The following is a 13,142-nucleotide window of genomic DNA, read 5'->3' as shown; positions in this document are numbered from 1 at the left end:
ATGAAAAAATGTCTAATTACAGGAGCGACTGGATTGATCGGTTCTCAACTGCTAGAATACCTAAATCAAAATTGGTCTATTGTCGCTCTTTCGAGGAATTCTATCCCTAGCTATCCCACGGTTAAAACGATAGATATCGATCTGTCTAAACCTTGGAGTCGTGACATTTTACCCGAAAAAATCGATGCGGTTATTCATTTAGCCCAATCCGAGCATTTTCGAGAATTCCCTCAAAAATCCGAGCATATTTTTCAAGTAAATACCTCGACCACTCTCCAACTGATCGATCGCGCGATACAGGCTAACGCCAAAGTATTCGTCCTGGCTTCCACCGGAGGAGTATACGGTTTTGGTGACGAACCTTTCGGAGAAGATACGTCGATTAACTCCGCTAGTAATCTCGGTTTTTATGCGAGTACGAAACTCTGTTCTGAAATTCTCGTAAACAATTATAAGAGCTTGATAGATATTGTTATCTTACGCTTTTTCTTTGTCTACGGTCGAGGGCAAAGAAAAACGATGTTAATCCCTCGTCTCGTGAGATCCGTTTTACAGGAGCAACCAATTATTTTACAGGGTTCGGATGGCATTCGAGTCAATCCGATTCATGTTTCCGACGCGGCAAAAGCGATTGTTCGTTCCCTAAGTTTGAAGGGATCTTATACAATTAATATCGCGGGATCGGAAATCTTGAGCCTACGTCAAATCGGGGAAACGATCGCTACCACAGTCAAGAAAGAACCTATTTTCGAGGTACAAATGGATAAGACCCCACAAAATATTCTTGGAGATAATTCCCGAATGAAAAAGTTACTGCACGATCCCGAAATTAATTTTTTAGAAGGAATTAAAGATGTCGTCCGATCGGAAACCAATTAGGGTATTACATTGTCCCTGCGGGATCGGTGGCAACCCGCAAGGTCTGGCGAGAGCCGAACGTCAATTAGGATTGGCGAGTCACGCGATCGTTTTCGAGCTAAATGAGTTTCAATACGATACCGATGAAGTTTTATTAGAATCTTCTAAGAATCGATTAGAATTAGAACTGAAACGCTGGAGATTTTTAGCTAGGGTGATCAAAGACTTCGATATCATTCATTTTAACTTCGGACGTTCAATTATGCCTCAAGATTTTGTCTTGGACAATTCTAGTAACGCTCGAAAATACGCGAGGTGGGTCGGTATACTTTATCACAAATACGCTCGATTCTTAGAACTTATCGATTTACCTCTTCTCAAAAAAAGTGGTAAAGGAATTGTCTTTACCTACCAAGGTGATGATGCTAGACAAGGAGATTATTGTTTACAGAATTTTGAGATTAGTATCGCTCGGGAAGTGGAACCAGGATATTATTCCGCCGATTCCGATCGGATGAAACGAAAGAGAATCGCGAAAGTCGATCGCCACGCGGATCGGATCTTCACGTTAAACCCCGATTTAGGTTACGTTCTACCTTCTCGAACGCGTTTTCTTCCGTATTCTCATATCGATCTCGATGATTGGCGAGTGGTTCGGCAACCGAATTTAGATCGAAAACCAGTCGTTCTTCACGCGCCGAGCCATCAAGGAGCGAAAGGAACCCGCCATGTTTTGAACGCGATCGATCGCTTACGAGAGGAAGGGATCGATTTTGAATTTATGTTAGTCGAAGGCTTACCGAACGCGGAAGCGCGCCGGTTGTACGAGAAAGCCGACATCTTGATCGATCAACTTCTTGCCGGTTGGTACGGTGGATTAGCCGTGGAACTGATGGCCTTGGGTAAACCCGTTATCTGTTATATTCGAGAAGAGGACTTGCGATTTATCCCGCCCTCTATGGCCGTGGATTTACCGATAATTCGAGCCACACCCATCACGCTCTATGAAATTCTCAAACGATGCCTGACACTCGATCGGGTTCGATTAACCGAGTGGGGAAATCAGAGCAGAGCTTATGTGGAAAAATGGCACGATCCGCGAAAAATAGCCTCTTGGCTGAAACATGAATACGAGCTTATTTTAGCGGAACGGCGTGGCTTGAGCGATCGATCTATGTTGTAGTCGAGAATTTTTCATGTGTGGAATCGCTGGAATTATTCACTTCGATCGCCGGCTGGTCTCTCCCCGTTTACTAGAGACTCTCAGCCAGACACTTTCCCATCGCGGTCCGGACGATCTGGGCTTTCTTCTGTATTCCCCCGACGCTCCTCTGACCGTCTCCCGCGACCCCGATCGATTACCCACCGGTCATATCGGCTTGATCCATCGTCGTCTCGCCATTCTCGATCTCAGTGAAGCGGGATGGCAACCGATGGTTAGTTCCGACGGAAATTACGCCATCACCTTTAACGGCGAAATCTACAATTATCTAGAATTACAACAGGAACTCAAACAACTCGGCTACTCTTTTCACTCCCATTCCGATACGGAAGTTTTACTAACCGCTTATCGTCATTGGGGGCAAGCGATGTTGACGCGTCTTGTCGGGATGTTCGCCTTCGCGATTCTTGATACCCGAAAACAAGAAATCTTTCTCGCGAGAGATTTTTTCGGTATCAAACCTCTCTATTACACCCGATGGGAAGGAGGGTTCGCCTTCGCTTCCGAGATTAAAACCTTATTACAACTCCCGGAGATCGATCGACAACTCGATTCCCAAAGACTCTACGATTTTTTAACCTCCGGTTTAACCGATAGCGGCGATGTCACCCTTCTCAAATCCATCCGGCAACTTCGCGCCGCCCATTCCCTGAAAATTCCTTTAGAAACCGATCCCCCTCTCGAACCTCGAAGATACTGGCAAGTCACTCCAGAACCTTCCCTAGATCTTTCCTTCACCGATGCCGCCCGAACCCTACAAGAACTATTTTTAGACAATATCCGTTTACATTTACGCAGTGATGTTCCCGTGGGAGTCGCGCTTTCCGGTGGCGTGGATTCTTCCAGTATCGCCGCCGCGATGCGTTATCTAAACCCGAGCTTAGAACTGCATAGCTTCAGTTATGCCGCCGAAGATCCCGCGATTAACGAGGAATCCTGGATCGATATCGTCGTGACCGCGACCGGTGCCATCTCCCATAAAACCCGACCCGATCCGCGAGATCTGATTCGGGACTTGGATCGACTGGTTTATACCCAAGATGAACCCTTTGGAAGTACCAGTATTTACGCGCAATATCGGGTATTCCAACTGGCTAGAGATCACGGGATTAAAGTCATGCTCGACGGACAGGGAGCCGATGAACTTCTCGCGGGATATTATCCCTATCTAGCCGGGAGACTAGCCTCGTTAATCCGTCAGGGCAAATGGATTCAAGCCCGACAATTTTTCGAGCGAATCCGTCAATTTCCCAGCGCGAGTCAATATCCTTTCTTTAAACAAGCCGTAGCTCTTTTCTTACCCATCGATCTGAAAGCGCGGGTGAAAACTTATTTCGGTAAACCGGTTTTTCCTGCGTGGTTAAATCGAGAGTGGTTTCTCGATCGAGGGGTTCACAATAGTTCCATCCCCCGACTTCAGGGAACCGAACTGCTGAAAGAACAACTTCTACAAAGTTTAGAGACCAGTTTATTAGGCTTACTGCGTTACGAGGATCGAAACTCTATGGCTTACTCGATCGAGAGCCGGGTTCCTTTTCTAACACCCAAGTTTGTGAATTTTCTCTTTTCTTTGCCCGAACAATATATCGTCGATCGACAAAGCACGACCAAGGCCGTATTCCGCCAAGCCATGCGCGGGATCGTTCCCGATCCGATTCTCGATCGACGGGATAAAATCGGTTTCGCGACTCCCGAACGCGATTGGTTAACCCTGCTAAATCCGTGGGTTCAAGAAGTTCTCAATAGCGAGTACGCCCGCGAGATCCCGGTGATTAACTTAGAAGTTATCCAACAGGAATGGCAAGAGCTTTTAGAGGGGAGGGGGGTTTTTAATTTCCGAGTTTGGCGTTGGCTGAATTTAATTCAATGGGCGCGACAGTACCAGATCGATTTTAGTTAAAAAGTGGATCGGTTATGAAATATATCACGATTGTCGAGGTAAAACCTCAATTTATTAAAGCGGCGGTAGTTTCTCGTTTTTTGGAGGCAATGGAAAAATGCGAATTTTAATTATCGCTTATTATTTTCCCCCAGAAACTTACGCAACAATGGCCTCTCTCCGTCCGTATAGCTGGGCGAAATACTGGCATCGATCGGGACATGAAATCTGTATTCTAACCACTCCCAAAAATCGGGATGAAGTAGAAAAGCATCCCTGGACGAATGTTCACATCGAGGAAGTCCCTCTGCCAGTGCTGAGAGCGAAGAACTTATCCGGAGAAAAAGATCTATCTACTGAAAAAAAAGCTAAACGTGGGAACCTAAGAGAGCGATTGATAGCTCTCCAGAAAAATTTAGGGGCGGGTTCCCTACTTTACGGTAGTAACTTATGGATTTTTAACGCTCTTGGGAAAGCGATCGAACTCCATCGTCAACAGCCCTTCGATGTCGTTGTGAGTACCTATAGTCCTCCCGCATCCCCGATCGTCGCGGGAATTTTGAAAAGAAAATTCGATATTTTTTGGGTAGCCGATTATCGAGATCTCTGGCACGATAACGCGTACACTCGCGCTAAATTTCCTTTCGCTTGGATAGAAGATAGGCTGGAGAATTACTATGTTGGAAAAGCCGATTTGATTACCACGGTTTCCGAACCCTTAGCGGCTCAACTAGCCCGACGTTTCCGACAGCCGATCCGCTCGATCGAGAACGGTTTCGATCTAGAAGAACTCCCCGAAGAGAGATACCTTTTTCCCGACAACGGTAAAATTAGAGTAGCCTACACGGGATCTATCTATCCGGGTAAACAAGATCCTTCCCCTTTATTCCAGGCGATTCAAGAACTAGGCACCGAAAAAAATCGTCTAGAGATTTTATTTTATACTTTTGAATCCGACTATCTAAATTCTTTAATCTCTCGGTACAATTTACACGGAGTTGTTCAAATTAATAGCTTTATCAATAGAATCGATTGTCTACAAATTCAAAAAACGGTCGATCTTTTACTATTTCTAGATTGGAATGACCCGACCACGGAAGGGATTTTAACTGGCAAGATTTTCGAGTATATGTATTCTGGAGTTCCAGTTCTAGCGCTCGGCTCCGATCGAGGGACTGTCGCTAGTCAATTGATTCAAGAAGCGGGAATCGGAGTTTGTTTAGGAAATTCCTCGAAAGCGATCGCCGATTTTTTGAGAGATTTAGTAAAAGGTATCCGCCCCGATTACAACCCCGATCGCAATGTTCTCCAGCGATACACGAGGGAAAAATTAGCGGCAACCATGCTGGAAGAAATTCAGAAACATCAAAAGCGATTCTTAGGAGAAAACCGATGAGAGACGAAGGGATTACGGTGGTGATTACCTGTTTTCGAGAAGGCGCGCTGATCTATGAAGCGATCGAGAGCGTGAAAAATCAAACCCGACAACCGAGAGAGATCATTCTGGTTAACGATGCCTCGATCGATCGTTCCACGAACGAAGTTTGTCGCGAACTAGAACGAGATCCGATGATTACAGTAATTTGGAGAGAGAGAAACGGTGGTCCCTCGATCGCCAGAAACGACGGTATCGAAAGGGCCTCGGGAGAGATTATCGTTCCCTTGGACGCGGACGATATTTTACCGATCGATGCCTTGGACTTGATCGGTAATACCTTTCAAAAATATCCCGACGCGGGATTCGTTTACGGGAACTATTGCCGTCAGGATAAACCCGATAGCAAAGGAACGATAGTCAACCCCGGCGACGTTTCCCTAACTTCCATGTTGAAAGCCAAGAAATTGTCTCTTAGTAGCAATTGGAAGTTATTAGGAACTACCCCCTTACGACGTTCTCTTTGGAAATCTATCAATGGATACGATCCCGCTTTCAAGAGCGATGATTTACATGACGTGGAATTCTGGATTAGAGCGCTCGCTTCAGGCTGTAAATATTTTTATATTTCGGATACGATTTATATCTGGCGTAAATATTTAGGATCTAACAGTCGCCAAGTAACACCCGCTTCATGGGTAAGGATCGCCGAAACCTATTTTTCTGTCTATCAAGAACTAGAATTGTCCTATCGAGCTTACGAGATTTTTCTCTTGAATAGTAAATGGAACGATAATCGAAAAGAAATTAAACAATATTCCAAAGAATTAAAAGAATGTATTGGGTTAGGAAGATTTCAATTGTCAAGCTTAGTCATTCTAGCGATTCCGTCAAAAGTTTTCCAGTTTTTAACCAGATATGCTATGAAATTTAGATAGATCACTTCATCCATGTGTTAAACGCTCGCGCCGCTCTCTCCGAATAGATCACGAGGATATCGACAATAAAATCACAAAAGCCCTCCCGGATTCCATGACGAAAAAAGCCGATATCGGTAGTAAACGCTTGATCGGCCTCGCTCCCGACAATTGGGCGCGGTGGCTGACCGGACAGGCCGACGTGTCCGTACAGGAATTCCTCTCTTCCGAATTCCAGTGGGTGAGCCGTTCTAACGACGTACTTCTCAAAGTCTACAGCTCGCGATACGGGCATTTTCTCCTTCTCAACGAGATCCAATTACGCTACAGCGATCGAATGCCGCGACGGATTCGGGCTTATGCCGCGCTCGCCGAAGAACGTTACCACCTCCCTGTTTACCCCGTCCTCGTCAATATCCTACCCGTTCGCGGCGGAATTTCGATTCCAACCCGCTACGAATCAAATTTCATGGGACTACAGGCGACCCAAGATTACCGCGTCATTAATCTATCGGAAGTAGAAGCCGATCTCGTTTTTCGAGAACGGATCTCCACGCTTCTGCCCTTCGTTCCTATACTGAGAGGAGGGGGAGAAGAAGGAGTAGTTCGCGCCGCTCTACGGGAACTGAGAGCCGACGAACAACTCCAAGACCTAGAACCCCTCCTTTCCTTCTTCGCGTCCTTCGTACTGGAAATACCGATCGTTCAAGAAATCATGAGGTGGGATATGACCGTTTTACGAGAATCGCCGTGGTATCAAGAAATCCTCGCGGAAGGTCTGCAACAGGGAGCGCGACAGGGGGAAGCCTCCCTGATTATCCGACTTCTTACCCGACGTTTCGGCGCGCTGTCTCTTGATATTGTCGATCGAATTCGATCCCTTCCGATTTCACGATTGGATGAACTCGGAGATAGTCTATTAGACTTCGCCGGTTTAGAAGATTTGCGGGCTTGGTTATCCGGGGAATAGCCATCGATCGCCCGCGGTTCGATCGCGATTTCACCCCCCGTACCTCGAATCGCGATAACCTCCCCGTTCATTCGAGCGGACTTATCGGGAGCGACAAACGTTAAATTTTACCTTCCGTATCCTGACCGGGCTTTTTGAGTCCTAACTCGATCAGATCCTCGATTTTTTTTAACTTGGGATCGCCGGCGAGATAGGCGATGCCGCGGTGAAGGTGGAGGCGGAATTGTTGGGTTAGGGTTTCTTTATCGGTTCCCAATCCATCTTTCTGACAGCGTTGTTTGAGAGCGATGAGTAAAATATCGGCCATCTCTCCGCCGAATATTTTCCACGATAGCTCGACATTACTATCCGCGGGAATGGGGACGGGAGAGGGAATCGTCGGTTCGGCGAGAGACCGACAGAAACCCCAGCGACAGAGGATATTCCACTGATCGATCTTGGTTTGACGTTTGAGTTTTACGAGATTATCTTTCCCGGTTTGAGAGAGTTTAAAGCGTTCGATCGGGGATTCCATAACTTATCGTTTCGCCTCCAGTAAACGAGCGAGAAAATCATTATCGATCGACAATAGTTCGAGCCTTTACCAGAAATAGCGATCGGGGTGTACGGTGGTCTGACGTTTACTCGAATCGTATTGCAATAAATATTCTCTGGCGATCGCTCCCTGTTCTTTCAATAAGTTTAACTCGTTTTGGCCGATCTCGGTATCGGTGGAGAGAAGGATCACCTGATGGGAAGCGGAGGGAAAATAACGCTCGACTAAATTCTGACGGTGGGACGAATCCAAGCGCCCTAACGGGGTATCGATCGCTATCGGTAAATCCCGTCCCGATACCCGCGCCAATCCCCACAAAAAAGCGATCGAGAGGAGTTGTTTTTCTCCCGCGGAGAGACGATGTTTCGGCACGCTCTGACCGTCCGGCCCGTAAAGGGAAAGGCTAAAGTTACGCGTCTCGATCGCCACGCGATGGACGAGATCGGATTTGTGCAGGAGATAGCGAAAACATTCGGTCACTTCTCCCTCTAATTTCGTCAATTTTTTCAAAGTTAAACGTTCTTTAAACAGTCGTAAGGTGTCTTGCGCTTTGACGATCGATCTCACGATATGTTCATCGTCATGATACTCTAGAGCCTTTTCGCTGTAGGTGGCTAGTTCCTTTTTCGTCTTCTCGATCGATTTCTTGATCTCCTCGTATTTCTTTCTTCCCTGTTCGTAAGCCGCTTCCCGATCGAGAAACGTTTTTCGCGCGCTCTGTAGATTTTTATTTAACTCCTCGTACTCTTCCGGGGACGCGGCCACGGCTAACTCCCGATCGAGATTATCCAGATCGTTCTCTAAACCTTTTAATCGTTCGAGAATTTGATTCAAAAGGGTGATTTGCGCGGGGAGATGGTGTTCGAGTACCGCGGTTAATTGTTTGAGCGTTTCCTCGTTCATGTCGAGATAGTAACTCTCGGTCGCCAAGGGCGCGCCTCCGGCGAGCGAGTTCATTTCCTCCACGAGTGATTGATTCTCTTGAAATAGAAATTTTTCTATTTCACGAATCTGTTCTTCTGTCAAAGATATATTCGGTAAATATGCCAATAATTTTCGATCTCTCTGTTCTAAAACCGAGCGGGATACTTTCGTCGAAACCGCTTGTAATTCTCGCTCTCCTTGAACTCTCGCTTCTTCGAGAAGGGGGACGATCGCCACTAACGGTAACATCTCGCTCGCCAGCTTTTGTAAAGACTCTCTCTGCCCGTCGATCGAGCCTTCGATTCCCTTTTTTCGTTTCTCTAACTCGCTTCTTTCCGAGGCGATCTTTCCTCCCTCCACTCGAAATCGATCGGACGCTACCTCGTAATTCTCTCTAGCGATTTCTTTTTCTTTTTGGAGGGTTTCCATCTCCCCTCGCATCGCTTCCAAATCCGCGGTATACCGCTGTAATCTTTTCTCGATCGCTTCCAGATTTTCTAACTGATTTTCCTTGGCGAGAACTTTCCGTTTTCGACCCGCGAGAATATCGAGATCGATCAGTAATCTTTCCGCGAGTTCCAATCCTAATAAAGACTGAATCGCCTCGACCACTCCCGGCGGAGGGTTATCCTGTTCCGCTAACTCTTTTACCTGTTCGCCGTCGAATAAAAAGAGATTAGAAATTCCCTGCGGTAAAATCGTTTCGATATATTCATCCCACGTACTCGCTAGAGAAGTGTCCGGCCAATCCTCTACCAGAATTCCTAGCGTATCTTTCCCATCCTTGGGATTTCTCGTCCAATAACGAACGATGCGGTATTGTTGCCAGCGATCGTCAACGATCCGCTCGAAAGCGAGTTCGATTCTCGTCGAATCGATAGGCGATGTTTGATTATTAACCGCTTGGGTGAGGAATTCAGCGTAACTGAAATTCCCGCGCGTGGAACAGCGCGCGCGTTGCCCGTATAAAGCCAGACGAATCGCGTCCATTAACGTGGTTTTCCCTCCCCCGTTCATCCCACCGAAAAGGATGATCGGAGCGGCATTTTCTCCCGTTCCCGGACGGAGATCGATCTTGTGGCTACCCGCGTAGGGTCCGAAATTCTGGAGGATTAATTCGGTGAAAATCATTACGATTCAATCTGAAGAGAATTTTAATTATACGGGAAAAAGTAAACGCCGAAATCCCTCTCGCTCGAAATGGCGATCGGTAGTCAACGCTTCATCGAGCCCCCGTTGACGCATTAGCACGAAACTCACCGCGTCACATAGCGAATAGGTTTTATCCGGTCTCGCGAGTAATAGATCCATCGCCTCTCGATGCAATGATTCATCGACCCAAACGGTATCGATATCGGGATTTTCTAGTAGAGCGATAATAAAATTCAACGAGTGGAAGCGGGGATAATGTCGCGCTTGAGCGAGAGCGACAAACTCCGATAAAACATAACTACGCGTCAAACTCCGACCCGTATTGTCCAAAATTTGAACCGCTTCTCGATGTTGGGGTTCGTTTTCATGGACATAGCAGAGTAGACCGGAAGTATCGAGAAGTATCACGGATTTTCTATCTCCTCGTGATCGTTGGCGTACTCGCGCGCTAAACCCGCGTCAATACTTTCATTATCCGATCCAGGTGGATAACCCTTTATCGCGCCGATATGGGAACGGAAGCGTTTTCTAGCCGCTTCTTTTTCCGTTTCCGATCGATTGTCCCGATCGCTCCCGTTATCGGCTCGCTCTTCCAAAAAATTCACGGCTAATTCAACGATCGAGATCCCGGTGGTCTCCGCTTTTTGTTGTAAGGCGCGATAGACCCGATCGCTCACTTGTAAGGTCAGAATCCGGCTCATTTTCCCTCGTTCTACAGAATCTAGACCGTTTAATCCTAGCGCTCCGGCAAAAAAAATTGTTAGGATCGTTATGAGCGTCTTTCCCGAAAACGGAGGTAAAACGCCATGATAACCGTAGGTGAATATTTAGTCCATTGTCTCAAAGAATTCGGAGTCGATCACATCTTTGGAGTGCCTGGAGATTACGTTCTCGACTTAATGGATGTGTTCGTCGATAGTTCGATCGAATTGGTCTGCACCTGTAACGAACTCAACGCCGGATACGCGGCCGATGCCTACGCGCGGGTAAAAGGGTTGGGTGCGGTTTGCGTGACCTACGGGGTGGGAGGATTCAGCCTCGTCAACGCGGTCGTCGGCGCTTACGCGGAGAGAGTCCCGCTGGTGGTTATCAGTGGCGCGTTCGATCGCTCGGCGCGACGGAACCATCTCCTATTACACCACACCACCGGCGACTATAACCTGCAATACTCGATCCTGGAAAAAGCGACCGTGGCCGCGGTTATCCTCACCGACGCGGAACAAGCACCGCATCAGATCGCTCGAACCATCGCCGCCTGTCTCTACTATAAACGCCCCGTCTACATCGAGATCCCCCGCGATCTCGTCAATCAACCCTGTACCCCGATCGGGATTAGGCTGTACGATCCGGTTAACCTGACCGATCGCGACGCGTTAACCGAAGCGGTAGAGGAAGCCGTCACGCTATTAGAAAATTCCGAAAAACCGGTCATTCTAGCGGGAGTCGAATTCGATCGCTTTCACTTGCAAGATAAGCTCTTAAAATTGCTCGATGTCACCGGCTACCCGATCGCCACGACCCTCCTCGGCAAGTCCTGTATTTCGGAAATGCACCCGCGATTTATCGGGACTTACGTGGGCGCGATCGGTCGGGAATACGTGACGCGACGGGTGGAAACGGCCGATCGGGTACTCTGTTTGGGCGCGATTATGTCCGACATGAATTTAGGGATATTCACCGCTAAATTAGATCCGAATAAGTTAATTAATGCTAACTCCGATCAGGTCAAAATCAAACATCATTTCTACAAACCGATCTTTCTCGGGAGTTTTATCGACGGTCTGATCGATCGATTGAGCCATAAACCGGAGAGCGCCCTAGATATTCAACCGGCTTCCTATCTGAAAACCCTAGAATATCAACCCGTTCCCGATCGCCCGTTAACCAACGCCCGTTTTTACGAGCGGATGAATCATTTTATCGCCGGGGAATTCTTCGTCATTTCCGATACCGGGGATTCGATCGTCGCCACGATCGATCTGTTGATGCCCGAGGAAACGGATTTTATCGGCCAGGCGTTTTACCTATCGATCGGCTATTCGATACCCGCTTGTTTAGGAGTGGGAAAAGCCTCGCCGAATACCCGCCCGATCGTTTTCGTGGGCGATGGCGCGTTTCAAATGACCGCGGTAGAACTCTCGACGATTATCCGTCATCAACTGAACCCGATTATTTTCCTGATTAACAACGATGGCTACACGATCGAGCGGGTGATTAAAGATAATATATACAACGACCTGCAACCGTGGAAATACCATCAACTGCCCGCGGTGTTCGGTGAAAATACCTGGAGTCGCGAGGTACGAACCGAGGGAGAATTAGAGAAGGCTCTCGACACGGCGATCGGCAATCTCGATCGGGTTTCTTTACTCGAAATCCATCTCGATCGCTTTGACTGCTCGAAAGGGTTAATCCGTCTCGGTCAGGCTTTACGCTCCCCTCGTTCTTAATCTCGAATATGGCTGAATCACCGCTCGATCGATTAACCCGTCACCTCGAACAGATCGTCCGGGAGAGAAATCCCTTTTTCTCCTCCGGGGGACACTTTTATGTCCGGGAATATTTACGCCAAGAATTCCAACAATACGGAGAAGTAACGAGCCATTTTTTCGAGTTCAAAGGTAAACAGTTCGAGAATCTAATTCTCGATCTTCCCGCGTCCGGGGAACTTGCCGAGAAACCCCCGATCCTCATCGGCGCTCATTACGATACCGTCCCCGGATCGCCGGGAGCGGACGATAATGGCTCCGCTTTGGCGGTTTTATTGGAACTAGGACGATATTTCAGCCGAGAAAGTGCCAATTACCCGATCCGTCTGGTCGCCTTCGATCTGGAAGAATACGGACTCTCGGGCAGTAGCGCTTACGCGAGAGAATTAAAACAACGGAAACAGGATTTAAGACTGATGCTTTCCCTAGAAATGCTCGGTTACTGTGATAAAACTCCCGATTCTCAGAAATATCCCGCTTTCCTCAAGTATTTCTATCCCTCGACGGGTGATTTTATCGCGCTGATCGGAACCCCGCGAACGTGGGGCGATCTCCGCCATCTCCATCGAAAAATGCTGGAAAATAACGGAAAATGCGAGTTTTTGCCCGTTCCCCTCCAAGGCTACCTCGTCCCCGATGCCCGACGCAGTGACCATTCTCCGTTCTGGAGTCGCGGCTATCGGGCGATAATGGTCACGGATACGGCAAATATGCGAAATCCGCACTATCATAGTGTTAGAGACACGATCGACACGTTAGACCTTGATTTTCTCGCGGGAGTTTGTCAGGGCTTATGTTCGGGAATTCGATCGCTCCCCTAA

The 13,142-nt window shown here is 47.6% G+C and carries 12 protein-coding genes; 8 read left to right on the top strand and 4 right to left on the bottom strand.

Annotation, left to right across the window (positions count from 1 at the left end; translation table 11 throughout):
* The 6 genes from V0288_RS03650 to V0288_RS03625 all read left to right on the top strand — a co-directional run bounded on the left by V0288_RS03650 (window position 1) and on the right by V0288_RS03625 (window position 7,221).
* Window positions 1-879 carry an NAD-dependent epimerase/dehydratase family protein gene (locus V0288_RS03650; RefSeq protein ID WP_332863666.1) on the top strand — a complete coding sequence of 293 codons (879 nt, stop codon included), beginning with the start codon at window positions 1-3 and terminating at the stop codon, window positions 877-879.
* Window positions 854-2,041 (top strand): glycosyltransferase, encoded by a 1,188-nt coding sequence (locus V0288_RS03645; RefSeq protein WP_332863665.1) that lies wholly within the window; start codon window positions 854-856, stop codon window positions 2,039-2,041. Before V0288_RS03650 ends, V0288_RS03645 begins: the two co-directional genes overlap by 26 nt.
* A gap of 13 nt (window positions 2,042-2,054) precedes the next feature.
* The gene (gene asnB, locus V0288_RS03640; RefSeq protein ID WP_332863664.1) at window positions 2,055-3,980 is read left to right on the top strand and encodes an asparagine synthase (glutamine-hydrolyzing); all 1,926 of its coding nucleotides are present in this window, start codon (window positions 2,055-2,057) and stop codon (window positions 3,978-3,980) included.
* A 97-nt stretch (window positions 3,981-4,077) separates the two neighbouring features.
* Entirely contained in the window at window positions 4,078-5,355 is a 1,278-nt protein-coding gene (locus V0288_RS03635) for a glycosyltransferase (RefSeq protein ID WP_332863663.1), read from the top strand.
* Complete coding sequence (locus tag V0288_RS03630; RefSeq protein WP_332863662.1) at window positions 5,352-6,272, top strand: glycosyltransferase family 2 protein; 921 nt, start codon at window positions 5,352-5,354, stop codon at window positions 6,270-6,272. Before V0288_RS03635 ends, V0288_RS03630 begins: the two co-directional genes overlap by 4 nt.
* 94 nt (window positions 6,273-6,366) lie before the next feature.
* Window positions 6,367-7,221, top strand: coding sequence for a DUF4351 domain-containing protein (locus V0288_RS03625; protein WP_332863661.1), 855 nt, complete (start codon window positions 6,367-6,369; stop codon window positions 7,219-7,221).
* A gap of 100 nt (window positions 7,222-7,321) precedes the next feature.
* On the opposite strand, the gene dndE is transcribed toward V0288_RS03625, so the two are convergent.
* From dndE to V0288_RS03605, 4 genes are all read right to left on the bottom strand, one after another.
* Complete coding sequence (dndE, locus tag V0288_RS03620) at window positions 7,322-7,735, bottom strand: DNA sulfur modification protein DndE (RefSeq protein ID WP_332863660.1); 414 nt, start codon at window positions 7,733-7,735, stop codon at window positions 7,322-7,324.
* Window positions 7,736-7,801: 66 nt separating this feature from the next.
* Window positions 7,802-9,811 carry a DNA sulfur modification protein DndD gene (dndD, locus tag V0288_RS03615; RefSeq protein ID WP_332863659.1) on the bottom strand — a complete coding sequence of 670 codons (2,010 nt, stop codon included), beginning with the start codon at window positions 9,809-9,811 and terminating at the stop codon, window positions 7,802-7,804.
* 27 nt (window positions 9,812-9,838) lie between these two features.
* Complete coding sequence (locus V0288_RS03610) at window positions 9,839-10,240, bottom strand: type II toxin-antitoxin system VapC family toxin (RefSeq protein ID WP_332863658.1); 402 nt, start codon at window positions 10,238-10,240, stop codon at window positions 9,839-9,841.
* Complete coding sequence (locus V0288_RS03605; RefSeq protein ID WP_332863657.1) at window positions 10,237-10,533, bottom strand: hypothetical protein; 297 nt, start codon at window positions 10,531-10,533, stop codon at window positions 10,237-10,239. The genes V0288_RS03610 and V0288_RS03605 overlap by 4 nt, the downstream gene beginning before the upstream one ends.
* A 105-nt stretch (window positions 10,534-10,638) precedes the next feature.
* Here V0288_RS03605 and V0288_RS03600 point away from each other — a divergent pair, with 105 nt between their 5' ends.
* Together V0288_RS03600 and V0288_RS03595 are read left to right on the top strand one after the other, a co-directional pair.
* Window positions 10,639-12,282, top strand: a complete 1,644-nt coding sequence (locus V0288_RS03600) for an alpha-keto acid decarboxylase family protein (RefSeq protein ID WP_332863656.1) — start codon at window positions 10,639-10,641, stop codon at window positions 12,280-12,282.
* Between the two features lie 8 nt (window positions 12,283-12,290).
* Window positions 12,291-13,142, top strand: a complete 852-nt coding sequence (locus tag V0288_RS03595; RefSeq protein WP_332863655.1) for a M28 family metallopeptidase — start codon at window positions 12,291-12,293, stop codon at window positions 13,140-13,142.

Origin of the sequence: Pannus brasiliensis CCIBt3594 (assembly GCF_036688125.1) — a bacterium.
GTDB lineage: Bacteria > Cyanobacteriota > Cyanobacteriia > Cyanobacteriales > Microcystaceae > Pannus > Pannus brasiliensis.
The sequence above is the reverse complement of the archived record's forward strand: the minus strand, read 5'-3'. Positions and strand labels throughout refer to the sequence as shown.

Bases quoted from the DNA above. Each gene is read 5' to 3' on its own strand.
- V0288_RS03650 (WP_332863666.1), top strand. From the start codon at position 1: ATGAAAAAATGTCTAATTACAGGAGCGACTGGATTGATCGGTTCTCAA.
- V0288_RS03645 (WP_332863665.1), top strand. From the start codon at position 854: ATGTCGTCCGATCGGAAACCAATTAGGGTATTACATTGTCCCTGCGGG.
- asnB (WP_332863664.1), top strand. From the start codon at position 2,055: ATGTGTGGAATCGCTGGAATTATTCACTTCGATCGCCGGCTGGTCTCT.
- V0288_RS03635 (WP_332863663.1), top strand. From the start codon at position 4,078: ATGCGAATTTTAATTATCGCTTATTATTTTCCCCCAGAAACTTACGCA.
- V0288_RS03630 (WP_332863662.1), top strand. From the start codon at position 5,352: ATGAGAGACGAAGGGATTACGGTGGTGATTACCTGTTTTCGAGAAGGC.
- V0288_RS03625 (WP_332863661.1), top strand. From the start codon at position 6,367: ATGACGAAAAAAGCCGATATCGGTAGTAAACGCTTGATCGGCCTCGCT.
- dndE (WP_332863660.1), bottom strand. From the start codon at position 7,735: ATGGAATCCCCGATCGAACGCTTTAAACTCTCTCAAACCGGGAAAGAT.
- dndD (WP_332863659.1), bottom strand. From the start codon at position 9,811: ATGATTTTCACCGAATTAATCCTCCAGAATTTCGGACCCTACGCGGGT.
- V0288_RS03605 (WP_332863657.1), bottom strand. From the start codon at position 10,533: ATGAGCCGGATTCTGACCTTACAAGTGAGCGATCGGGTCTATCGCGCC.
- V0288_RS03600 (WP_332863656.1), top strand. From the start codon at position 10,639: ATGATAACCGTAGGTGAATATTTAGTCCATTGTCTCAAAGAATTCGGA.
- V0288_RS03595 (WP_332863655.1), top strand. From the start codon at position 12,291: ATGGCTGAATCACCGCTCGATCGATTAACCCGTCACCTCGAACAGATC.